General features: G+C 62.8%; 19 protein-coding genes and 1 pseudogene. 11 read left to right on the top strand and 9 right to left on the bottom strand.

What is annotated here, in order from left to right:
- Window positions 1-178 precede the first annotated feature (178 nt).
- Entirely contained in the window at window positions 179-469 is a 291-nt protein-coding gene (locus tag GH665_RS12960) for a putative quinol monooxygenase (protein ID WP_153136196.1), read from the top strand.
- A 95-nt stretch (window positions 470-564) separates the two neighbouring features.
- Here the strand turns inward: GH665_RS12960 and GH665_RS12955 are convergent, their stop codons facing one another.
- From GH665_RS12955 to GH665_RS12945, 3 genes are all read right to left on the bottom strand, one after another.
- Complete coding sequence (locus GH665_RS12955) at window positions 565-822, bottom strand: DNA-binding protein (RefSeq protein ID WP_153136195.1); 258 nt, start codon at window positions 820-822, stop codon at window positions 565-567.
- Window positions 823-1,020: 198 nt separating this feature from the next.
- Window positions 1,021-1,266, bottom strand: coding sequence for a hypothetical protein (locus GH665_RS12950; protein WP_028199747.1), 246 nt, complete (start codon window positions 1,264-1,266; stop codon window positions 1,021-1,023).
- Between the two features lie 245 nt (window positions 1,267-1,511).
- Window positions 1,512-2,231, bottom strand: a complete 720-nt coding sequence (locus tag GH665_RS12945) for a YdcF family protein (protein WP_246216202.1) — start codon at window positions 2,229-2,231, stop codon at window positions 1,512-1,514.
- A gap of 257 nt (window positions 2,232-2,488) precedes the next feature.
- On the opposite strand from GH665_RS12945, the gene GH665_RS12940 reads away from it, so the two are divergent.
- A complete protein-coding gene (locus GH665_RS12940; RefSeq protein ID WP_028199745.1) occupies window positions 2,489-2,812 on the top strand; it encodes a hypothetical protein in 324 nt (107 codons plus the stop codon).
- A 331-nt stretch (window positions 2,813-3,143) separates the two neighbouring features.
- On the opposite strand, the gene GH665_RS12935 is transcribed toward GH665_RS12940, so the two are convergent.
- Entirely contained in the window at window positions 3,144-3,398 is a 255-nt protein-coding gene (locus GH665_RS12935) for a hypothetical protein (protein WP_153136193.1), read from the bottom strand.
- Between the two features lie 329 nt (window positions 3,399-3,727).
- A pseudogene (locus GH665_RS12930) lies at window positions 3,728-4,123 on the bottom strand (transposase); the annotation flags it as partial.
- Between the two features lie 408 nt (window positions 4,124-4,531).
- Here GH665_RS12930 and GH665_RS12925 point away from each other — a divergent pair.
- The 9 genes from GH665_RS12925 (at window position 4,532) to truB (ending at window position 17,400) form a co-directional block, all read left to right on the top strand.
- Window positions 4,532-5,434 carry a LysR family transcriptional regulator gene (locus GH665_RS12925; protein WP_153136192.1) on the top strand — a complete coding sequence of 301 codons (903 nt, stop codon included), beginning with the start codon at window positions 4,532-4,534 and terminating at the stop codon, window positions 5,432-5,434.
- 142 nt (window positions 5,435-5,576) lie between these two features.
- Entirely contained in the window at window positions 5,577-6,812 is a 1,236-nt protein-coding gene (locus GH665_RS12920) for a pyridoxal phosphate-dependent aminotransferase (protein ID WP_153136191.1), read from the top strand.
- Between the two features lie 382 nt (window positions 6,813-7,194).
- Window positions 7,195-8,334 carry an SMC-Scp complex subunit ScpB gene (gene scpB, locus GH665_RS12915; RefSeq protein ID WP_153136190.1) on the top strand — a complete coding sequence of 380 codons (1,140 nt, stop codon included), beginning with the start codon at window positions 7,195-7,197 and terminating at the stop codon, window positions 8,332-8,334.
- Between the two features lie 64 nt (window positions 8,335-8,398).
- The gene (rluB, locus tag GH665_RS12910) at window positions 8,399-10,273 is read left to right on the top strand and encodes a 23S rRNA pseudouridine(2605) synthase RluB (RefSeq protein ID WP_153136189.1); all 1,875 of its coding nucleotides are present in this window, start codon (window positions 8,399-8,401) and stop codon (window positions 10,271-10,273) included.
- Between the two features lie 519 nt (window positions 10,274-10,792).
- Complete coding sequence (rimP, locus tag GH665_RS12905) at window positions 10,793-11,251, top strand: ribosome maturation factor RimP (protein ID WP_074286020.1); 459 nt, start codon at window positions 10,793-10,795, stop codon at window positions 11,249-11,251.
- The gene (nusA, locus tag GH665_RS12900; RefSeq protein ID WP_115782614.1) at window positions 11,248-12,723 is read left to right on the top strand and encodes a transcription termination factor NusA; all 1,476 of its coding nucleotides are present in this window, start codon (window positions 11,248-11,250) and stop codon (window positions 12,721-12,723) included. Before rimP ends, nusA begins: the two co-directional genes overlap by 4 nt.
- Window positions 12,724-12,816: 93 nt before the next feature.
- On the top strand, window positions 12,817-15,795 hold the full coding sequence (gene infB / locus GH665_RS12895; protein ID WP_153136188.1) for a translation initiation factor IF-2: 2,979 nt from the start codon (window positions 12,817-12,819) through the stop codon (window positions 15,793-15,795).
- A gap of 217 nt (window positions 15,796-16,012) precedes the next feature.
- Window positions 16,013-16,378: a 30S ribosome-binding factor RbfA gene (gene rbfA, locus GH665_RS12890; RefSeq protein ID WP_028199735.1), complete on the top strand. Its 366-nt coding sequence runs from the start codon at window positions 16,013-16,015 to the stop codon at window positions 16,376-16,378.
- An 86-nt stretch (window positions 16,379-16,464) separates the two neighbouring features.
- Window positions 16,465-17,400: a tRNA pseudouridine(55) synthase TruB gene (gene truB / locus GH665_RS12885; protein WP_153136187.1), complete on the top strand. Its 936-nt coding sequence runs from the start codon at window positions 16,465-16,467 to the stop codon at window positions 17,398-17,400.
- Between the two features lie 128 nt (window positions 17,401-17,528).
- Here the strand turns inward: truB and GH665_RS12880 are convergent, their stop codons facing one another.
- The 4 genes from GH665_RS12880 to GH665_RS12865 form a co-directional block, all read right to left on the bottom strand.
- Entirely contained in the window at window positions 17,529-19,091 is a 1,563-nt protein-coding gene (locus GH665_RS12880; protein ID WP_153136186.1) for a DHA2 family efflux MFS transporter permease subunit, read from the bottom strand.
- A gap of 31 nt (window positions 19,092-19,122) precedes the next feature.
- On the bottom strand, window positions 19,123-20,394 hold the full coding sequence (locus GH665_RS12875) for an EmrA/EmrK family multidrug efflux transporter periplasmic adaptor subunit (RefSeq protein WP_153136185.1): 1,272 nt from the start codon (window positions 20,392-20,394) through the stop codon (window positions 19,123-19,125).
- 75 nt (window positions 20,395-20,469) lie between these two features.
- A complete protein-coding gene (locus GH665_RS12870; RefSeq protein ID WP_153136184.1) occupies window positions 20,470-22,008 on the bottom strand; it encodes an efflux transporter outer membrane subunit in 1,539 nt (512 codons plus the stop codon).
- 49 nt (window positions 22,009-22,057) lie between these two features.
- Window positions 22,058-22,576, bottom strand: coding sequence for a MarR family winged helix-turn-helix transcriptional regulator (locus GH665_RS12865; RefSeq protein WP_153136183.1), 519 nt, complete (start codon window positions 22,574-22,576; stop codon window positions 22,058-22,060).
- Between the last annotated feature and the right edge of the window lie 281 nt (window positions 22,577-22,857).

The following is a 22,857-nucleotide window of genomic DNA, read 5'->3' as shown; positions in this document are numbered from 1 at the left end:
GTGGCCGCCCGCCAAACTCCAGGCAAGGACGGTGCTCAGACGTTTCACGCGCGCGGTTTGCCTTGCATCCGGGTAATCCAACTGCCGCCGTGCATGTTTGCAGGTAGCGCGTGGCCGCCTGCAGGTTTGACGGGGGGCGGGTATGCTGCTGCTTTTCCTGAAACAACGGAGGACAGGCATGGCTGAAATCGCCGTGGTCGCAATCTCGGTGGCAAAGCCGGGTTATGAGGAGCAGTTGCGCAAAGCGCTGGAAGGCATCGTCGGGCCAACGCGCGAGGAGCCGGGCGCGCTTCAATACGATCTGCATCGTGACGTGCAGGAGCCACGCCGGTTCGTGTTTGTCGAGCGTTGGGCCAGCAAGGAAGCGTTGGCGGCGCACGCTGCGTCCGCACACATTGCGGCTTACAAGAAAGCCGCGGCGGATTGGGTCGAACACGCGGAAATTCGGGTCGTGTCGAAGATCGCCTGAGCGCTTTTGAGGTGAACTGCCGGGTAGGAAAAGCCGGACAACGGCGAGCGAACTGCCAGGCCGGATCCGGCCCGTGCGGTGCTCGCCGTTTATCTTTAGTGCGTGGCTTGCGGGACGTCGAGGATCAGGATGATGGTCCAGTCCGCATCGCCGTCGTGGTGATACTGGCGCTCTGCGACGATAAACGGTTGTTGCTTGCCGTTCGGGCCAAGAAACAGCACGTCGCCTTCCATCGGCAGGCATTCGACGGGCGGCAGCGCGAGGAACGCTTCCTGACCGCCACGCGGCATCAGTTTTTCGATTTTGCGGGATGCCGCTTCAGTCCATTCGATATCTAGCTGAATGTTGCTCATGCTGTCCTCCGCACCAAGGTGCGCACAGGTTAGGGGGATTCCGGCGGGCGCCGGTCGGTGCGCGACTTTAGCATAACGTCAGCCGGGCGCAGCGAGCCTGCAGCAAGTTCATTAGACAACAAAAAAGCCGAAACCGGCGGTGCCGGCTTCGGCTTTTCATCTCCGCGGCAGGGCTGCGGATGATGTTGCGAACTACGCTTACGAACTGGCGGCGTCGGCCTTGGCGGCCTTCTTATGATGATGGGGAGCCATCTTGTGATGTTTTGCCGGCATAGCCGGTGCGCTTTCCATTGCTTGCTGGCGGTTTTGCAACTCTTGCGCGCGTTGCTCGACGTCGGCGGCCTTGGCCGGATCGGTACTCATCATGACGCCGTTGTCCTGCGCATAGGCTGCACCCGTTACGGCACCGAGGGAAATCAGGATCGCCAGGGACACTTTCTTCATTGTTACCTCCGCAGAGTGGTTATGGACCCGAGTATTTGCCTGTCCAATCGGAAAGACAATGCATTCTAGCGAGCAAAATCCGCTCCAGCGGACGTTTTGTAACGGTAATGACAATTAGTTACATCTTGTTACGTTCGCGCCGCGGTCATTATCGATGCCGATGGCGTGTCCAATTCGATAATGTCTTGTCGATACAGGGAATATTCGCATCTCTAAATAAATTGTCTTTCTGCAACACGTGAGATTCAGAACCATCCGATTGCACGATAGACATGAAATTGCGCGATTCCAACCAGTTCGTGCAGTGCGAGCTCGGCATTCACCAGGTTGTCATAGTGCGGCAGTACACCGAGACGTGCATGTCTCGCGCTCGAGATCAACGGTTGAGGCGTAATGCCGAAACGATGGAAGTTGAGCAATGCGCGCGGCATCTGATACGCCGAGGTGACGAGTATCAGGGAATCGTAACGTGATCGTTCGAGAATAGCCGAGACGTTGCGCGCGTTCTCATAAGTGGTGCGGCTGCGGTTTTCCAGCACGATGTCCGCGCGCGGCACCTGTTTGCGCAGCAGATACGGCAGGTAGGTGTCCGCTTCGCTGGCGGCGCGCCGCTGCGGATTGCCGCCGCTCACGATCACCTGACACGTGGCTGCCGTACGCTTGCAAGCCGCATAGCTTTCGGCGCTCGCTGCGATGCGCGCGATCACGTCTGGCGGTGGCACGAGCACGTCGTTTTCGTCGTAGGCAGTGCCTCCGCCGAGCATGATGATCGCGGTGCGCGGCGCGAAGCTGGCGGGCGTGTCGGTTTGCCGGTGCGGCTGCGCCAATTCCAGCAATGGCGCGGTGAGCCAGCCGGTGGCAAGCAGCCAGAATAGGGCGATCGTGACAATGGTGAGAGGCGCGCGGGCGCGTTTCCATAGCACGATTGCTGCAAAAAAAAGCGCTAATAAAGTGAATAGAATCAATTTAAATGGGGTAACGTATGTCTTTCGGGACAATTCTACGGGCTTGCTATCGCGCCGCAGCGGTTGCATCGTCGGTCCGCAGAGAGAACGCTAACATGCCGTTCAGACGGGGGTTCCGAAAACCAGACCAGGCAGCACCTGGCGGAGCAAGGCATGCGGCCGGCTTCCAGCCAAGGGCGGGTGCTATGCGCGTCACTGGTGGCGCGGTGACGTGTTGGCATAGATGTGTCATAGCTGCACTTTAAGAAAGAAGTGAGATGACCACGTATTCCAACGAAGCGGTACTTGAAGCGCTGCGGCGGGCGCAATATCGCCAGGTTCCATGGGCCAGACGGCCGGGCGTCTTCCAATATCTTCGCGCGTTAGGCCTGATGGACACTGTTCGGCAGCGCACGGTCGCTCCGGCCCCAGGTTTTCATGCGCCGGTCGATATCGCCGTGCTCACTGAGCGGGGCCGGGCCGAGTTCGCGAGACTCGAGCACGACGAGCGCCTGTTGAGCTGGAGCGCGCAGCGCATGAACGATTACGTCGTCGCCACAGCCGAAGCGCGGCCCGCAGCTGCTCTCGAAGCCCGGCCTTAGGCCGGGGCGGCAAACTGGCGCTGTTTCCCCGGCCGCTTTGCGCGGCTGGCGGTGATTTTATCGCTCCGAGTTGTGGTCCGGCTTATAGCCCGCCTTATGGTCCTGCGTATGGCCTTGGGCGCAGCGCGCATTGTCTGTCCGCTGATCGCGCATCGATCGTTCGCTAAGGCAAAAAAGCAAAAAAAAGCCCGTATCGCAAGGATACGGGCGTACCGGAATTACTACTGCCACGCTGTGCTAATGGCGTTAAATCAGACTGGCGCCACGCCGGGTGGTTCCCCAATCGTTCAATTCGCCATGCACATGCAGTGCGTTGGATTGCGTGATGCCGCTAGCGGCGCCGCGCGGCATCTTCGCGCGGCGGCTCCGGCCGCATGCGCGCATTGCTCGCGATATCGCCGCGCAAATCTCCACGCGGCGCAGGCGGTGTGAAGTCGCGTCCGCGCGCATCGTTTTGCTGCCAGGCCTGAACCGTGGCCGTGTGATCCGGCCGCCAGTTCCAGCCTTGTGGGCGCTGCTGTGCGAGCGCCGGTGCGGCCATTGATGAAACGACAATGCCGCACAGAAGCAGTGACATTGGTTTCATGCTGAGCTCCCGTCAAGCCGATCGACTCAAGGCCTGTTTGCATACACATAAGGTATGCCGAGTCACGAAAGCACGCTGTAAGTAATGGTAAATGGATGTTTCATCCGCAACCGTCGAGCCGCGTCAGGTGTCTGAAGCGGCGCGGCGATGAAGTCGGTGAAGTCCGTGGAACAGGAAGCGACGACTGTGTTGGGCGCGCCGGGAAGCGGTGCCCATTGCAGGCCAGGCGGGTGTCGACGGACGTCGACATACGGCGTACGGCGAACGCACGGCGGCCCAGATACACGCCGGGCGCCCGCAGGCGCCCGGAGGCAAAACAATTCGCGTCAGGCCATCTTGACCGGCGCGCGCCACGATTCCGGATTGGTCCAGAACGCGCCACGCAGGCGGTCGCGGCTCGGCGGTGCCGGCGGTTTCGCGGCGGTCGCGCCAATGCGCCCACGCAGCGAAATTTCACGGCCGCTGGTGCCGAGTCGCTTAACTATTTCGGCGAGCGTACCATCGGCTTGCCATTCGTCGAAGCGACGGCGGCAAGTCGGCGGCGACGGATAGCGGCCCGGCAGCTTGGACCAGCCTTCGCCCGTCGATAGCACCCAAAGCACGGCGTTGACAACCGCGCGTGCTTCCACGCGTGGCCGACCGCGCCGTTCGCTCCGTGCTGGCTCCGCACAGAACAACGCCTCGACCAGCGCCCACTCGTTGTCTCTCAAATCGTCGAACAGCATCATGTTTCACCTCAGCGAAGCTAACTCCGGTGCGCTGCCCCGCGCCGCGCACTCTCCATGCACTCGATAGGCGAGTGCCAAGGGGGGGCGGGCTTGCCACGGTTTCATTTCAGTCAGAAGTCATGGCGCCGACCCTGTGTGCATGTAAATGCAGGAAGTGTGCCAAGCCGAGTCCAACTACCAGAAAGCCCTGTGACAGCGGGCCAGCGCGGGCGCTAGCTAGGGGCGTATAAGAATCCAAAAAACCCATCTCGCAAATCGGGACAATCACCAATCTTGTGCAATCAAGCCCGGCCAGCGTGCGTTTGCGCCTTATTGCTGCATTGCAGCGATGTCACTGAACACGACTGTGGTGCGGCATTTCGCCATACAATGCTCATTAAATGGGGTTATTGATGAGGTCGGTAAATGAATGTGACGCTGCGTCAGCTAAGGGTTTTCATTGAGGTCGCCCGTTTGCAGAGCTTCAGTCGGGCCGGCGATGAGATCGGTCTGACGCAATCGGCGGTCAGCCGCTGCGTACGTGAGCTGGAAGGCGAAATTGGCCTGAAGCTGATCGACCGCACCACGCGCGAGGTGCAGTTAACGGACGTCGGCGGCAACCTGGTATCGAGCGTGTCACGCCTGCTGACGGATCTGGACGACGCCTTGCGCGAGATCCGCGAAATCGGCGAACAGCGTCGCGGGCGTGTGGTGGTGGCCGCGAGCCCGACGGTCGCCTGCCGCTTGATGCCGCGCGTGGTGGCGGCGTGCGGACGTCAGTTTCCGTACATCACATTGGGTCTGCGTGACGACGTGCAAAGCGACGTGGTGCGCAAGGTGAAGTCGGGAGAAGTCGATTTCGGCGTGATCATCGGTCCGTTTTCCGCCGACGACCTGCTCAGCGAATCCCTGATGACGGATTCGTTTTGCGTGGTTGCGCGCGACGATCACCCCCTGGCGGCGCGGGAGCGGGTGGCATGGACCGACCTGGACGGCCAGCAGCTCGTCATGCTCGACTACGCGTCAGGCAGCCGGCCGATCATCGACGCTGTGATGCAGGAATACGGCGTGAGCGCCACTGTGGTGCAGGAGCTGGGGCATTCCGCGACCGTTTTTGGACTGGTCGAGGCGGGCGTGGGCGTAAGCGTGTTGCCCTGGCTGGCGCTGCCTTTGCCGGCGGGCGCCGCGTTGGTGGCGCGGCCACTCGTGCCGCGCGCCGAGCGCACGGTCGAACTGGTGCGGCGGCGCGACCGCTCGTTGTCGCCGGCGGCGGAGGCGGTGTGGAGCCTGATTCGTCAATTGCCGGCGCGAGCGGAGGATTTGAACTGACAAGAACTGACGACGCCGGCGCGCTTTGCCGCCCGGTGACTTCGCCGTCCCAAAACCAGGCGCCGCGCTAAACTGTCGCCTCCCCCGGCGTCAAGCCTTGCCCCATTACTTATTGCCTGTCCATCACTGTCTGGAAGCCTCGATGAGCGAATCGGATCTGCCTGTGCCCTCCGTCCCTAACGCGCGCGATGCGGTGCGCGCACTGCGTCCTTCGCAGATCCGTGAAGTCGCGAATGCCGGTTTCGGCGTCGCCGACGTACTGCCGTTCTGGTTCGGCGAGTCCGACCGGGTGACCCCGGCCTTTATCCGCGACGCCGCCAGCGCCGCATTGGCCGCCGGCGCCACGTTCTATACGCATAACCTGGGCATCGCGCCGCTGCGCGCGGCACTCGCGGGCTACGTCAGCGAGCTGCACGGAACGACCTCGCCCGACCATATCGCAGTGACGAGCGCCGGTGTCAACGCGTTGATGCTGGCCGCGCAGCTGGTAGTTGGGGCGGGCGACCGCGTCGTGGCGGTTACGCCGCTGTGGCCCAATCTGGTCGAGATTCCCAAGATTCTCGGCGCGCATGTGGAAACCGTCGCGCTGGGTTACGGTGAGCGCGGCTGGCAACTCGATCTCGAGCAATTGCTGGCAGCGTTGACGCCGGGCACGAAGATGCTCCTGATCAATTCGCCGAACAATCCGACCGGCTGGGTGATGAGCCGCGACGAGCAGCGCGCCGTGCTGGCGCATTGCCGTCGTCACGGTATCTGGATCGTCGCCGACGAAGTCTACGAGCGTCTTTATTATCCGGACGCCGATGCGGATGCCGGCACCGGCGCGCACGGCGCCCATTCGCGCACGGCGCCGTCGTTTCTCGATCTGGCGGGGCGCGACGAGCGCGTGATCTGCGTGAACTCGTTTTCCAAGGCATGGCTGATGACCGGCTGGCGGCTCGGCTGGCTGGTCGCGCCGGCCGCGCTGATGGGCGATCTGGGCAAGCTGGTCGAGTACAACACGTCGTGTGCGCCGGATTTCGTTCAGCAGGCGGGGATCGCGGCGGTCCAGCAGGGTGAGCGCTTCACGCAGGACCTGGTGCGCGACCTGAAGGCATCGCGTGATCATCTGGTGCACGCGCTGTCCACCGTGCCGGGCGTCGACGTGCAGGCGCCGCCGGGGGCGATGTATCTGTTTTTCTCGATGCCGGGCGCGGCGCGCAGCCTCGAGCTGTGCAAGGCCATGGTGCGGGAAGTAGGCCTGGGCGTGGCGCCCGGCAGCGCATTCGGCCGGGAAGGCGAGGGCTTCGTACGCTGGTGCTATGCCTGCGATCCCGCCCGGCTGGACCTGGGCGTCGAGCGTCTGAGGCGATTCCTGGCGCAGCACGGCATGCATTGAAGTGTGGCGGCACGGGCAGGCGGTCCGGCTTAAGGGCCAATCGCGGCACATCACAGCCCAATCCCGGGCCTGCCGCGCTCCGATTCCTGTCCGATTCGGCCAGCTTTTCCTTTTAAGCGGACGACTTGAGGCATCGCTAAAAAATGCGCCGGGGATTTCGTCTTTACGCACCGGTTGTTTTTGCGTAATATGGCGCTCAGTCACGCGATTCCTTTCAGGAATATCGCTGCTCCGTCCGGCTGGGTTTGGCTCGATTGCCTGTTTCGCCTCCCCCCGGTGCGTGCTCCCATCAATATGACCGATCAGAATCGGGCGAGCGCGTCTTCAGTTCCACATCGTCTGTTTGATCCGGTTCTTTGACCACAGGGTCTGACCTAGCTGCATGAATACCCAAGAGGCGAAGATCGTCCTCGAGACTGCCTTGATCTGCGCGCAGGAGCCGTTAAAGCTCGTCGATTTGCGCAAGCTCTTTGCCGACGGCGTGTCGGCAGACACTGTTCGGAATTTGCTCGAAGACCTCAAGCAGGATTGGTCTGGGCGCGGTGTGGAGCTGGTCGGGCTGGCGTCGGGCTGGCGATTTCAAAGTAAGCCCGCGATGCGTTCGTACCTGGATCGTCTGCATCCTGAGAAACCGCCGAAATACTCGCGCGCGGTGCTCGAGACGCTCGCGATCATTGCGTACAGGCAACCGGTTACGCGTGGCGATATCGAAGAGATTCGCGGCGTCACGGTGAATACGCAGGTCGTCAAACAGCTTGAGGATCGCGGCTGGATCGAAGTGATCGGCCATCGTGACGTGCCAGGCCGTCCGGCGTTGTACGCGACCACGCGGCAATTTCTCGACGACCTCGGGTTGAAGGCGCTCGACGAATTGCCGCCGCTGGCTGATCCGTCTGCGCAGCTGAACGCGGATCTGCTCGGTCAGCATGCGATCGAATTTTCCGAGGTCGAGGCTGCGCAAGCCCTGGTTTCGGGTGAGGAGAGTCCGCTGGAAGAACCGTCGGAATCTGCTGCCGGCGAAGCAGCCACTGCCGAGGGTGAAGCCCTTGGCGAAACTGCCGATCGCGATCATGGCGAAGAAACTGGCGAGGCAGCAGGAACGGAAATCGCTGCCGAACACGCTGTAGAGCATCAAGCGCCAGTCGCTCAGGCGCAGCATGCGGAGTCGACTGAGACAAACGAGCCGGCTGAACTTGCCGAATCGACGCATGGCGCGGCAGATGCCGCACCGGCGCCCGAGTTGCATCAGGACGCCGCCGCAGGCCCGGCTAGGCAAGAACACGCCGAAGCGGCAAAGGTTGAATCGCAGGCCGGCGCTGCTGAGCCCGCACTGAATCACGATCCGGTCTCCCAGGCCGATCAGGCAATACCCGCGCACGACTCGGGCGTACTCCGCGATACGGAGCACGCCGCCGAGCCGAACCCGACCACAGCGGCGCACGGCGATCCAGAGGATCGTCGCGATGCCGCGCAGGACGCAGGCATTCTGACCGACGACGAACCCGAGTCGCGCAGCGCCTGACGTAACCGAACTTTTTTTGCCACGCCCGCAACGGGCGTGCGCGACCTGACATTTTGAGGTTGTTTTGACACATACCCACGACACCGATTCGTCCGAATCCGAGCGCGCCGTGCCGTCGGCACGCGCCGATGAAGCGCGTACCACGCAAGCGTCGGCAGGCGAGGGCGAGCGCCCGGCGCAGACCACGGAAGCAGACGGCGAAGACCGTCCGCGCCGCGGCCTGCGTCGCGGGCCGCGCAGCCTGATCGCACGGCGCCGCGCCGGAGCGAAGACGAAGGGCGCCGAAGGTGCGCCCGCGCAAGGCGCGCCGGTCGTCACTGAAACGCCGCCGGACGGCGAGGTGGTTGCGCAAGTGCGTACGCCGCGCAAGGAAGGCGCCAAGGGCCAGGGGCCGCGCCGCAATGCGGGCGGCGCGAAGCGCGAGGGCGCTCAACGTGACGGCGCGCCTCGCGAGGGCGGACCGCGTGAAGGGCAGCGTGAGCGCCAGCCGCGCGAAGGCGGCCAGCGTCAGAATCGCCGGGGCGGTGAAGCACCGGCGGCAGTAGCAGCCGAAGCAAGTCCGGACGACCTGTTCTCGTACGTCACGTCGCCCGCATTCGACGCGGACAATAGCGCGACCGGCGGCGTGCGTGCCCCGATGCTGCGCCGTGGCAAACCGGCTGCACCCAAACGGGTCCTCGCCGCGGACGACGACGCGCCGAAGCTGCACAAGGTGCTGGCCGAAGCCGGCATGGGCTCGCGCCGCGACATGGAAGAACTGATCGTCGCCGGCCGCGTGTCGGTGAACGGTGAGCCGGCTCACATCGGCCAGCGCATCATGCCGACCGATCAGGTCCGCATCAACGGCAAGCCGGTCAAGCGCAAGCTGGCCAACAAGCCGCCGCGCGTGCTGCTGTATCACAAACCGACTGGCGAAATCGTCAGCCATGCCGATCCGGAAGGCCGCCCGTCGGTGTTCGACAAGCTGCCTCCCATGAAGACCGCCAAGTGGCTTGCGGTCGGCCGCCTCGACTTCAATACCGAAGGTCTGCTGATGCTGACCACTTCGGGCGATCTGGCCAACCGTTTCATGCATCCGCGTTACAGCGTCGAGCGTGAATATGCGGTGCGCGTGGTCGGCGAACTGGCCGAGGGCATGCGTCAGAAGCTGCTGCATGGCGTCGAGCTGGAAGACGGCCCGGCGAATTTCCTGCGCATCCGCGATGGCGGCGGCGAAGGCACCAATCATTGGTATCACGTCGCGCTCGCCGAAGGGCGTAATCGCGAAGTGCGCCGCATGTTCGAGGCAGCCGGCCTGATGGTCAGCCGCCTGATCCGCACGCGTCATGGCCCGATCTCGCTGCCGAAGGGGCTCAAGCGCGGCCGCTGGGAAGAACTCGAAGACAATCAGGTGCGCGCGCTGATGGCGTCGGTCGGCCTGAAGGCGCCGTCGGAAGAAAAGGGCGGTCGCAGAGAGGCGCCGGAGCGCAAGCAGCCGGATCCGATGCAGACGTCGATGGGCTTTATCAGCCGCGAACCGGTGCTGATGTCGCACGGCCGTTTCGATCAACAGCAGCCGCGCGGTCAAGGCCGTCGCGGTGCGGCGGGTGGCGGCTTCGGCGGTGGCGCGGGCGGCGGTGCTGGCGGCTATGGTAATCGCGGCGCTGGCCGCGGCGCCGGTGGCTTTAGCGGGCCGATGGGGGGCGGCGGTGCTGCGTCTGGCCCGCGTGGCGGGCGTGACGTCGACGGCAATCGTGCGCCGTCGGGCAATGGCAATCGCGCGGCAGGCGGTAAGCGTCCTGGCGGCCCCGCTGGTCCCGGTGGCAGTCCGGGCGGCGGCAGCCGTGGGCCGGGCGGGAATCGTGGCGGCAATGCCAACCGCGCCGGTGGCGGTAACGCCAACCCGGGCGGCGCCAATCGTGGTGGCGGCGCGCCGCGCGGCCGCTCGCGTGGCCGTTAAGCCGTAAATGACGTAAATACGACGGTTGGCCGTTGATCGTTCCTCAACGATTTACGCTTCGCCACCGTCGGAATCGATCGATGAGCGCCGCGGGCTTCATGTAATGCATGAAACCGCGGCGTGCGCATAAGTAGGGGCAGAGTTTCCCGGCCCTGCTTGTCCGGCGCGGCGCGAGACGGCACAGGCCATCTTGCAAAAGGCCCGGGGCGCCGTCATATCGTTGAAAGATTGCCATGAAATCAAGCGGAAATGCGCTTCGCACGGCGTTCTGCGGTTTGCGTTTGTCCCGAAAAATGGCTACAATCACGAAGTCGCTGGGCGTGCGGCTTTTCATGTGCGGCTCAGGTGCGACCACCGGTAATAAGATGATGGGCGTTTAGCCCATTTTTTTTTGCCGCTCAGTTCTAAGTGGTTTGGCATCTCGGGTAGCACGAACGTGCGCCAGCTAGGCGCGCGGCCCGCATTGGTTGTTTGCAAAACAAGCGGCAGGCTCGCTGCGCGAACATCTAAGAGGGCACTGTGCAACTGACGGAACTGATTGAAACCACGGTCGTGGGACTCGGCTACGAGCTCGTCGATCTCGAGCGCACCGGGCGCGGCAGTTTGTGTATTTATATTGACCAGCCGGCCGGCATCGCGATCGAAGACTGCGAGAAAGTCACACGTCAGCTCCAGCACGTTCTGACGGTCGAAAATATCGATTACGAGCGGCTTGAAGTGTCGTCGCCGGGTCTCGACCGCCCGCTGAAAAAACTGGCGGATTTCGAACGCTTCGCAGGCAGCGAAGTGGTAATCACATTGAAAAAGCCATTGGACGGACGGAAATCGTACCGGGGCATCCTGCATGCTCCGCAAGGCGAGACGATCGGTCTGGAATTTGAAGGGAAGGAAGGCGCCGCGATGCTCGATTTCACCGTCGCGGATATCGATAAGGCACGCCTCGTTCCGAAAGTTGACTTTAGGAGCCGCAAACAATGAGTCGCGAAGTGTTGATGCTGGTGGATGCGCTGGCACGCGAGAAGAACGTCGATAAAGACGTGGTATTTGCCGCGCTCGAGGCGGCCCTCGCTTCGGCCTCCAAGAAACTCTTCGAAGAAGACGCGGATATCCGCGTCCAGATCGACCGTGAAAGCGGCGAGCACGAAACGTTTCGCCGCTGGAAAGTAGTGCCGGACGAAGCCGGTCTGCAAGAGCCGGATCAGGAAATCCTGCTGTTCGAAGCACGCGAACAGAAGCCGGAAATCCAGCTCGACGAATACATCGAAGAACCGGTGCCGTCGATCGAGTTCGGCCGTATCGGCGCGCAGGCTGCCAAGCAGGTGATCCTGCAGAAGGTGCGCGACGCTGAACGCGAGCAGATCCTGAACGACTTCCTCGAGCGCGGCGAGCACATCATGACCGGCTCGGTGAAGCGCCTGGACAAGGGCAACTTCATCGTCGAAACCGGCCGTGTCGAAGCGCTGCTGCGCCGCGATCAGCTGATTCCGAAGGAAAATCTGCGCGTGGGCGACCGCGTGCGCGCCTACATCGCCAAGGTCGATCGCACCGCTCGCGGTCCGCAGATCGAGTTGTCGCGTACGGCGCCCGAATTCCTGATGAAGCTGTTCGAGATGGAAGTGCCGGAAATCGAACAGGGCCTGCTGGAAATCAAGGCGGCGGCCCGCGATCCGGGCGTGCGCGCCAAGATCGGCGTGGTCGCTTACGACAAGCGCATCGATCCGATCGGCACCTGTGTCGGTATCCGCGGTTCGCGGGTGCAGGCCGTGCGTAACGAGCTCGGTGGCGAAAACGTCGACATCGTGCTATGGTCGGAAGATCCCGCACAGTTTGTGATCGGCGCGCTCGCGCCGGCAGCCGTCCAGTCGATCGTCGTCGATGAAGAGAAGCATTCGATGGACGTCGTCGTCGACGAAAACGAACTGGCGGTCGCGATCGGCCGCAGCGGCCAGAACGTGCGTCTTGCCAGCGAACTCACCGGCTGGCAGATCAACATCATGACGCCGGACGAATCTGCGCAGAAGCAGAATCAGGAGCGCGGTGTACTGCGTGACCTGTTCATGGCGCGTCTCGATGTCGACGAAGAAGTCGCCGACATCCTGATCGACGAAGGCTTTACGAGCCTCGAAGAGATCGCTTATGTGCCGCTCAACGAGATGCTCGAAATCGAAGCATTCGACGAAGACACCGTTCACGAACTGCGTAATCGCTCGCGCGATGCGTTGTTGACGTTGGCGATCGCGAATGAAGAAAAGGTCGAGAATGTTGCACTCGACCTGAAGAGCCTGGACGGCATGGATGCCGACCTGCTCGCCAAGCTTGCCGAACATCAGATCCAGACGCGCGACGAACTCGCCGAGCTGGCTGTGGATGAACTGGTCGAGATGACCGGAATGGAAGAGGATGCCGCTAAGGCGTTGATCATGAAAGCACGTGAACATTGGTTCCAGTGAGAAATGACCATGGCGCACTAAATTGAAGCGGCCGTCAGGCCGCATGACAAGATGCTAACCGCAAGGAATCGGTCCTTGCATTAAGAGGAATGAATGGCGAGTAACAACGTAGCCCAATTTGCCGCGGAACTGAAAATGCCAGCAGGCGTGCTCCTTGAGCAGCTGCAGGCAGCAGGCGTCACGAAAGCGAGCGAAGACGACAGCTTGTCCGAAACGGACAAGGCGCGTCTGCTCGACCACTTGCGCAAGTCTCACGGCTCGACTGATGCGGACAAGCGCAAGATCACGCTGACGAAGCGGCATACGTCGGAGATCAAGCAATCCGACGCGACGGGCAAAGCTCGCACCATTCAGGTCGAGGTGCGTAAGAAGCGCACTTTCGTCCGCCGGGACGAATCCGCCGCTGAAGGCGGCGATGCATCGAATCATGTGGCCGAGGCCGACGTCGACGATCTCGAACTCCAGCGCCGTGAAGAGGAAGCTCGTCACGAAGCCGAGCTGCTCGAAAAGCAGGCTCAGGAGCTGAAGGCGCGTCAGGAGCAACTCGAGCGCGAAGAAGCTGAACGTCAGGCCCGCGAGCAGGCTGCTGAAGCCGAGCGCCGTCGTGCGGAAGAAGAAGCGGCGAAGAAGCGCGCTGCAGCTGCGGCTGCGGCCGAAGCGGCGGCTCGTGAGCAGGCTCAGACGACGAAGTCGACGCAGGCTGCCCAGCCGGCAGCTGCCGCGAAGGCTGAACCGGTCGCGCCCAAGGCTGCGGAACCGGCGGTTGCCAAGGAAAGCGAGCAGGACGACGAGCGCGCTGCGGCAGAACGTGCGGCGCAACGCGAAGCGGCGAAGAAAGCGGAAGACGCAGCGCGTCAGGCCGCCGAGAAAACGCGCGCCGAGCAGGAAGAAGTCAGCAAGCGCCGGGCAGCGGCAGAAGCCGAAGCGCGTGCAATTCGCGAAATGATGAACACACCGCGCAAGGCGCAGGTCAAGGCGCCGGAACCGGCACCGAAGCCCGCTGAGCCGGCCAAGGCCGCGGAAGCCAAGGGCACGCTGCACAAGCCGGCACGTCCGGCGGGTGAGGCACCGGCGCGTCCGGCAGCCAAGAAGCCGGCTACTGCAGCGGCTCCGGCTGCAACGACCACGCCGTCGGCTGGCGACAAGAAGAAGCCGGGCGGTGGCAAGGGCGGCTGGCAGGACGACGCGGCGAAGCGCCGCGGTATCAAGACGCGTGGCGATACGAGCGGCGGTGTCGATCGTGGCTGGCGCGGTGGTCCGAAGGGTCGCGGCAAGCATCAGGATCAGAACACCACGTTCCAGGCGCCGACCGAACCGATCGTGCGCGAAGTGCACGTGCCGGAAACCATCACGGTCGCCGATCTGGCGCACAAGATGGCGGTGAAGGCATCGGAAGTCATCAAGTCGATGATGAAGCTCGGCCAGATGGTCACGATCAACCAGATGCTGGACCAGGAAACGGCGATGATCATCGTCGAGGAACTGGGTCACCACGCGGTTGCGGCCAAGCTGGACGATCCGGAAGCCATGCTGGTCGAAGGCGAAATCACGGATGCGGAAGCACTGCCGCGTCCGCCGGTCGTCACGGTCATGGGTCACGTCGACCACGGCAAGACCTCGCTGCTCGACTACATCCGCCGCGCCAAGGTGGCAGCGGGTGAAGCGGGTGGGATTACGCAGCACATCGGCGCCTATCACGTTGAAACGCCGCGCGGCGTTATCACGTTCCTCGATACGCCGGGCCACGAAGCATTCACGGCCATGCGTGCTCGCGGTGCGAAGGCAACCGACATCGTGATTCTGGTGGTCGCCGCCGACGACGGCGTGATGCCGCAAACGAAGGAAGCGATTGCCCACGCGAAGGCTGGCGGCGTGCCGCTCGTCGTCGCGATCAACAAGATCGACAAGCCGGATGCGAATCCGGACCGCGTGAAGCAGGAACTCGTCGCGGAAGGCGTCGTGCCGGAAGAGTACGGTGGCGATTCGCCGTTCGTGTCGGTGTCGGCGAAAACCGGCGCGGGTATCGACGAACTGCTGGAAAACGTGCTGCTGCAAGCCGAAGTGCTGGAACTGAAGGCACCGGTCGAAGCGCCGGCCAAGGGTCTCGTCATTGAAGCGAAGCTCGATAAGGGTAAGGGTCCGGTTGCAACGATCCTGGTCCAGTCGGGTACGCTGAACCGTGGTGACGTGGTGCTGGCAGGTAGCGCTTACGGTCGCGTGCGAGCCATGCTCGATGAAACCGGCAAGCCGACCAAGTCGGCAGGCCCGTCGATCCCGGTTGAGATTCAAGGTCTGTCGGAAGTCCCGCAAGCTGGCGAAGAAATGATCGTCATGCCGGACGACCGCAAGGCGCGTGAAGTCGCGTTGTTCCGTCAAGGTAAGTTCCGCGACGTCAAGCTGGCCAAGCAACAGGCCGCGAAGCTCGAGAACATGCTGGAACAGATGGGCGAAGGCGAAGTGGCGTACATGCCGCTCATCGTCAAGGCCGACGTGCAAGGTTCGCAGGAAGCGCTGGTGCAGTCGCTGCTCAAGCTGTCGACCGACGAAGTCCGCGTGCAGATCGTGCACGGTGCCGTGGGTGGTATCAGCGAGTCGGACGTCAACCTGGCTACGGCTTCGAAGGCGGTCATCATCGGCTTCAACACCCGTGCGGACGCACAGGCGCGCAAGCTGGCGGAAGCCAACGGCGTCGATATTCGCTACTACAACATCATCTATGACGCAGTAGATGAAGTGAAGGCTGCGATGTCGGGCATGCTGGCACCGGAGAAGCGCGAAATCGTGACGGGTACGGTCGAAGTGCGCCAGGTCTTCAAGGTACCGAAGATCGGCGCGGTGGCCGGCTGTATGGTCACGGACGGTTTCGTCAAGCGCTCCTCGTCGGTGCGCGTGCTGCGCAACAACGTCGTCATCTTCACGGGCGAGCTCGATTCGCTCAAGCGCTTCAAGGACGACGTCAAGGAAGTCCGTCAGGGCTTCGAGTGCGGTATGTCGATCAAGAACTTCAACGATATCGTCGAAGGCGATCAGTTCGAAGTCTTCGAGGTTACCGAAGTCGCGCGTACGCTGTAATTCACGCGGCATTGGCTCAACGGGCGGAGCGGGCTTAAGCGCCCGCTCCGCCCGTTGTTTTTGGGCCCGCGCATTTTGTCGCGTAACGCGCTACGAGGGTGGTTTGCAGCCGCTATCACGCCGCTTCATCGCCATCCCCGGGTAACAAGCCTGGCAACAACCGCCACGGCGCGCACGAACAACTTTTTTGCATCCGTCTGAACGGATCACAAACACCATGCCTAAAAAACGTTCTTCTCCCAATCGCAACGTGCAGATCGCCGATCAGATCCAGCGCGACCTGTCCGAGTTGCTGCGCGAGGTCAAGGATCCGCGCATCGGCCTCGTCACGATTCAAAGCGTTGAGCTGACGCCCGACTACGCGCACGCGAAGGTCTACTTCACGACGCTGACCGGCGACCCTCAACAAACGCTCGAAGCGCTCCAGCACGCGGCCGGCCATCTGCACAATCAGCTGTTCAAGCGCCTGCACATTCATACCGTGCCGACGCTGCATTTCCATTACGATCAGACGATCGAACGGGCCGTTGAAATGTCCCGTCTGATCGACGAGGCGAACGCCAATCGCGCGAAAGAAGACTGAGCCGTTGCAGTGCTTCAGTTGCAATACCTCAGCCGCTGCTTGTTTAGCGCTGTTTCCGTACACTTCGAAGACCCTGTCTTTCTGACATGACCGCACCTCAACGCCCCCGCGTGCCGCGTCGCGCGCTCGACGGCGTGCTGCTGCTCGACAAGCCGCTCGGCCTGTCGAGCAACGACGCGCTGATTCGCGCGAAGCGTCTTTATCTGGCCAAAAAGGCGGGCCACACCGGCACGCTCGATCCACTTGCCACGGGTCTTTTGCCGCTGTGTTTCGGCGAAGCCACCAAGTTTTCGCAAGATCTGCTCGAAGCCGACAAGACTTATGAGGCGACCATGCGCCTCGGTATCCGCACGACCACGGGTGACGCCGAAGGCGAGCCGATCGACACGCGCGACGTGACCTGCGATCAGGCGGCGGTTCAGGTGGCGATGCAAAAATTTCTCGGCGATATCGTTCAGGTCCCGCCGATGTATTCGGCGCTCAAGCGCGACGGTAAGCCGCTGTACGAATACGCGCGCGCCGGTCAGACGGTCGAGCGGGAAGGGCGTCAGGTGACGATTCACGCGCTCGACATGCTGGCGTGTACTTTGCCCGATGTGACGTTTCGCGTGACGTGCAGTAAGGGCACGTATGTTCGCACGCTTGCCGAGGATATCGGTGAGGCGCTCGGTTGTGGTGCGCATCTGGTTGCACTGCGGCGTACCGGCGTCGGCGCACTGACGCTGGAGAATTCGGTGACGCTCGACGCATTGTCCGACGCGACGGAGAGCGAGCGTGATGCGTGGCTGCAGCCCGTCGATGCATTGTTGTCCACGTTCCCGCTCGTCACCCTGAATGAGGACGCAACCCGCCGTTTCCTGCACGGTCAGCGTCTGAAGCTCTCCGAGTTGACCATTACCGGCGAGGCTGTGAACGCGCCACGTGTACGCGTCTATGCAGAAGAAGGGCGCCTGTTAGGCGTCGCGAAGCAAGGCGAGGGCGTATTGGCGCCCGAGCGGCTGGTCGTCACCACGGAGAGCTAGCCCGCTAGCCCGTTAGCTCGCCAATTGGCCTGCGAAGAGAAGAACCTGGCAAATAAAAAGGCGGGACCGCTTGGTAGCGGTCCCGCCTTTTTTCACATCATCGGTTGCTACAGAAACGGGCTAAACCCTCAATGCGCAGCAGCCGCTGCCGCACCCGCATCACCACCGGCACGTTCCGGCCTGGCCATCCAGATCAGCGCGATCAGCGCGACGAAAATCCCCGCCGACACGAAGAACAGATCGTTCACGCCCAACTGCGCGGCCTGCTGCGTTGCCATCGTATTGAACAGACCGTACGCCTGCGGCTGACTGAAGCCCGCCGCACCCATCTGCCGGATCGACTGATCGAACACCGGGTTGTACACGCTAGCCTGCTCGGCCAGTTGCGCGTGATGCATGATGGTGCGGTGATCCCACGCGGTCTGGAAAATCGACGTGCCGATACCGCCGCACATGATCCGCACGAAATTCGACAAGCCCGATGCCGCCGGAATCCGGTTGCCCGGCAAGCCCGACAGCGTGATCGACACCAGCGGGATGAAGAACCCGGCCATGCCGATCCCCTGAATCAGAGTCGGCAACAGAAGCGAATACGTATCGACGCCGGTCGTATAACGGGAGCGCATCCAGAAGCACAGCGCGAACACCAGAAACGACAAGGTCGCGATATAGCGCGGATCGGTACGCGGCAACACCTTGCCGGTGATCGGCGACAGCAGCACCGCGAACAGGCCGACCGGCGCCATCACGAGACCCGCTTCAGTGGCGGTGTAGCCGATATTGGTTTGCAGCCACAACGGCAGCAACACGAGGTTGCCGAAGTAGAGCCCGTAGCCAATCGACAACGCAACCGTGCCGCTCGTGAAATTGCGCCGGCTGAAGAGTGACAGATCGACCACCGGATGCTCGGCCGTCAATTCCCACACAATGAAGAACGCGAGCGCGATCACCGCGACCAGCGCCAGCACGACGATCGTGGTCGACGAGAACCAGTCGAGGTCCTTGCCCTTATCGAGCATGATCTGCAACGAGCCGACCCAGAGGATCAGCAGGCCGAGACCGACGCCGTCGATCGGCGCCTTTTTGATGACCGAATCGCGGTTGCGGAAAATCGTCCACGTCGCGATGGCGGCAATCGCACCGACAGGGATGTTGACGTAGAAAATCCACGGCCACGAGATGTTGTCCGAGATCCAACCGCCGAGAATCGGCCCGGCCACCGGCGCGATCAGCGTGGTCATTGCCCACATCGACAGCGCCATCGGCGCCTTGGCGCGTGGATAGCTGGCGAGCAGCAGCGTTTGCGACAGCGGAATCATCGGGCCGGCCACGGCGCCTTGCAGCACGCGCGAAGCCAGCAGGAACGGCAGGGTGGGCGCGAGGCCGCACATCCATGACGAGATCACGAACAGAATGATCGACGCCATGAACAGGCGCACCTGGCCGATACGGTCGGTGAGCCAGCCGGTCAGCGGCACGGAGATCGCGTTCGCCACCGCGAACGACGTGATCACCCATGTACCCTGGTCGGACGACACACCGAGGTCGCCCGAAATGGAGGGGATCGACACGTTTGCAATCGACGTGTCGAGCACGTTCATGAACACGGCGAGCGACACCGCGATGGTGCCGATCACCAGTTGCGCGCCCTCGAGCGGCGGATGAGGGACTTGCGCCTGAGCCTGAGCCATTAAAAAAACCTTCTAGGAATCGTCGCGCCGCTTACATCATCTTCGCAGCGGGCCTGGAGGCGCTGCTGCTTTGAAGCGATTTTTGCGAACCGCCGTTCGGACCTGCGTTTTCCGAAATGATGCGGGCGATTTCAGCGTCCGCCTGGTCGCCGTACTTGTCGAACACATTGGTCTGATAGACCGTGTTCGGCGCCTGGCCGAGCTGGCCCCCCTGGTCGTCCTTGATGCTCACGTCGGCTTGCATCGACAGGCCGATACGCAGCGGATGCTTTTCAAGTTCCTGCGGGTCGAGCGCGATCCGTACCGGCAGACGCTGCACCACCTTGATCCAGTTGCCGGTTGCGTTCTGTGCCGGCAGCAGCGAGAACGCCGAACCGGTACCCGCCGAGAAGCCGACCACCTTGCCGTGGTACACCACGGACGAACCGTACACGTCGGCCGTCAACTCGACCGGCTGACCGATGCGCATGTGCTTCAGTTGCACTTCCTTGAAGTTCGCATCGACCCACACGCCGCCCAGCGGCACGATGGCCATCAGCGGGGTGCCCGGCGAAACGCGCTGGCCGACCTGCACCGAGCGCTTCGCGACGTAGCCGGTGACCGGCGCCGGCAGGTTGTTACGTGCATTGTTCAGGTACGCGTCGCGGACCTTCGCGGCGGCGGCCTGCACGTTCGGGTGATTCGCGATCGTGGTGTTGGCGGTCAGCGCGCGGTTCGACGCCAGTTGCTGCTCGGCGGCATCGACGGAGGCTTGCGCGCTCTTCACGGCGTCGCGGGCGTGCGAGATTTCTTCCTGCGACACGGCGCCGGTTTGCGCGACCGTCAGGCGGCGCTTCAGGTCGTCCTGGGCGCGCGACAGATCGGACTGGCGTTGGGCAACCTGCGCCTGGTACTGGTTGTCGTCGGCGAACAGGCCGCGCACCTGGCGCACCGTCTGCGCGAGATTCGCTTCGGCCTGTTCGAGCGCGACGCGCGCGTCGGCCGGATCGAGCACGACGAGCGGGTCGCCGGCCTTCACGGTCTGCGTGTCGTCCGCGTTCACCGCGATCACCGTGCCGGTGACTTGCGGCGTGATCTGCACGACGTTGCCGTTCACGTACGCGTCGTCGGTGTCTTCATGGAAGCGTGCGTCGAGGAAGTAGTAAAGGCCGTAGGCGACCGCGGCGATCAGGATCACGATGACGAGCAGCGTCATCATGCGCTTGCGTTTGCCGTTGTTCGCCGGCGGTTGGGCCGGTTGCGTCGGCTGCGGGGCCGATTGAGCCGGCTGTGTAGTAGCCGCGGGCTGTTGGGTGGTGCTCATTGATGTGCTCCGGGTTCTCTCAAGCGTCGTCGTTTATTCGGATGTTCGTGCGAGTGTGGTTGCGGCAGTGCGGCTTCAGTTTGCAGCGGCGGTCGTGGCGGCGGATGATGCCGCGGCGGCCGGTGCCGCGGCGGCTGGTGCCGGAGCGTCGGTCGGTACCACGAGGCCGGTCTGCGTTGCGTCGAAACCGCCGCCGAGCGCCTTGATGAGGCCGATCTGCATGTCGCGGCGGCGCATCTTCAGGCTCGTCACCGTCTGTTCGGCGCTCAAGCGGTTCTGGTCGGCGGTCAGCACCTGCAACTGCGGAGACAAACCTGCCTTGTAGCGGATCACTGCCAGCTGATAGGCCTTGGTCGACGCGTCGAGCGCGCGCTGGGCATCGCCCGATTGCTGGTCGATCGAACGGATCGACGACACCTGCGTCGCGACATCCGACAGGGCACTGATCAGCGTCTGGTTGTAGTTCGCCACGTCCAGGTCGAAGTCGGCGTAGCGGCCCTTCAACTGCGAGCGCAGCGCGCCGGCGTCGAAGATCGGCAGGTGAATCGCCGGGCCTAATTGCATCTGGCGGCTGCCCGACTTCAGGAAGCGGCCCCAGCCGAACGCGTCGAAACCCACGCCGGCGGCGAGGTTGATGTCCGGGAAGAATTCGGCTTTTGCTTCCTTCACGTCATGCATCGCGGCTTCGACCTGCCAGCGCGCGGCGACGATGTCCGCGCGGCGCGCCACGAGGTCGGCCGGCAGGTTGTCAGGCAGCGCGACCGTGCCGCCGGTGGTCAGCACCGGTTTGGCGATCTGCAGACCGCGGTCCGGACCCTTGCCGAGCAGCGCGCCCAACTGATAGCGCACCACCGTGATCTGACCGTCAAGGTCGGTCAAATTCGCCTGGCTGGTCGCGATGTTGCCGTTCGCGGTTTGCCGTTCGACGTTGGTGTCGAGGCCGGCGCTGACGCGGCCGTTGGTGATGCGGCCGATATCCTGCCGGTTGGCGATTTCGCGCGCCGCGATGTCGCGGAATGCGTACAACTGGGCAAGCTGGTTATAGGTGCTCGCCACGGAGGCGGCGAGCGTTACGCGCGCCTGCTGCATATCGGCTTCCGCAGCCTTTTCCTGCGAGACGGCTTGGCCCAGACGCTGGCGGTTCTTGCCCCACAGGTCCAGATCCCACGACGCGCTTGCCAGCACGTTGTTCTCGCTATACCAGGTGCCGCCGTACGGAGGCGGGTAGAGCGCGTTGCCCGAGAACAGTTCGCGAGTCCACGAATAGCTGCCGTTGACCTTCGGGTACAGCGCCGAGCGCGAGCTTTCAATGTACGACGAAGCCTTGGCGAGGCGTGCCTGCGCCTGTGCGATCGAAGGGCTGCCCTCCAGCGCTTCCGCGATCAGTTTCGGCAACTGCGGGTCGCCGAACTGGTTGGCCCAGTCGAGCGACGGCCACACGCCGCCCTGGCCGGGCAGACTCTGGGCGGACTCATACTGAGTCGGCGACGAGATCTGCTTGTCGCTCTTCATGCCGAAGTAGTTCGCGCACCCCGTGAGGGCGAGCGCTGTCACCGCGGCGGCGACAGCGGCCCGGCTCGAAAGCGCGGGCGCGGACAGGGAAAGGGATTTCATCGCTCGACTCTTTGAGTGGAATGTAATGATGGACACTGCAAGCAATTTATTACGATTTGCTGTCAAAATTGCTTGCTGCATCACGGGTTAGTCCCGGTGGTTGTTCGCCGGAATTGACGAGTACGCGACGCAGCATGCTCTTCAGGAAGCCGACCTCTTCCGGGGTGAAACCGCCCAGCAGACTGTCCAGCACACCGTTGAAAATGGCAGGCATTCTCGCCGCGATGGCATGGCCTTCCGGTGTCAGCGCAAGCCGGACAACCCGCCGGTCTTCGTTGCTGCGCACTCGCGTGAGTAACCCGCGCTTCTCCAGACGATCGACCAGACGCGTGACGGCGCTAGCATCTATGCCGTATTCACGCGCCAGTTCGGCGGCCAGCAGGCACTTGCCGCTTGCCACCATGAACAGGATGCTGCCTTGCTGACTGGTAATGCCCAGCTCCGCCATGCTGCGCTGCGTGACCAGGTTCGACATGGTCGATTTCACCCGGGAGAGCAGATAGCCGACGCTTTCGCCTAGCTGGTATTCGCTGACGATTGGGTCGGGCGTTAAGGACGGATCCGTCATGATTCTCGTGCGAATGCAATGGTTGACTAGGCAGGATTATAGGGGGCGGTTGATTGACGCGGCAAGCGTTATTACAGCTTAGGCAAGGAACTTTCCCTCCTCAAGTCACAATGCGCGCGGCTTTGCGTAGGGTCTTGCGAGGCTGTGGTGAGTTCTTTTCCTACGTGCCCTTGCATGAAAGACGGCGGGGCTATCAGGGAATACCAGATAGGTTCATTTGGGCGTGCTATAATGTTGGGTTCCCAAAAGTGCGCTTTGGGCTTTGTTGGCTTCGTACACAA

The sequence above is a fragment of the Paraburkholderia agricolaris genome (assembly GCF_009455635.1).
Lineage (GTDB): Bacteria > Pseudomonadota > Gammaproteobacteria > Burkholderiales > Burkholderiaceae > Paraburkholderia > Paraburkholderia agricolaris.
The sequence above is the reverse complement of the archived record's forward strand: the minus strand, read 5'-3'. Positions and strand labels throughout refer to the sequence as shown.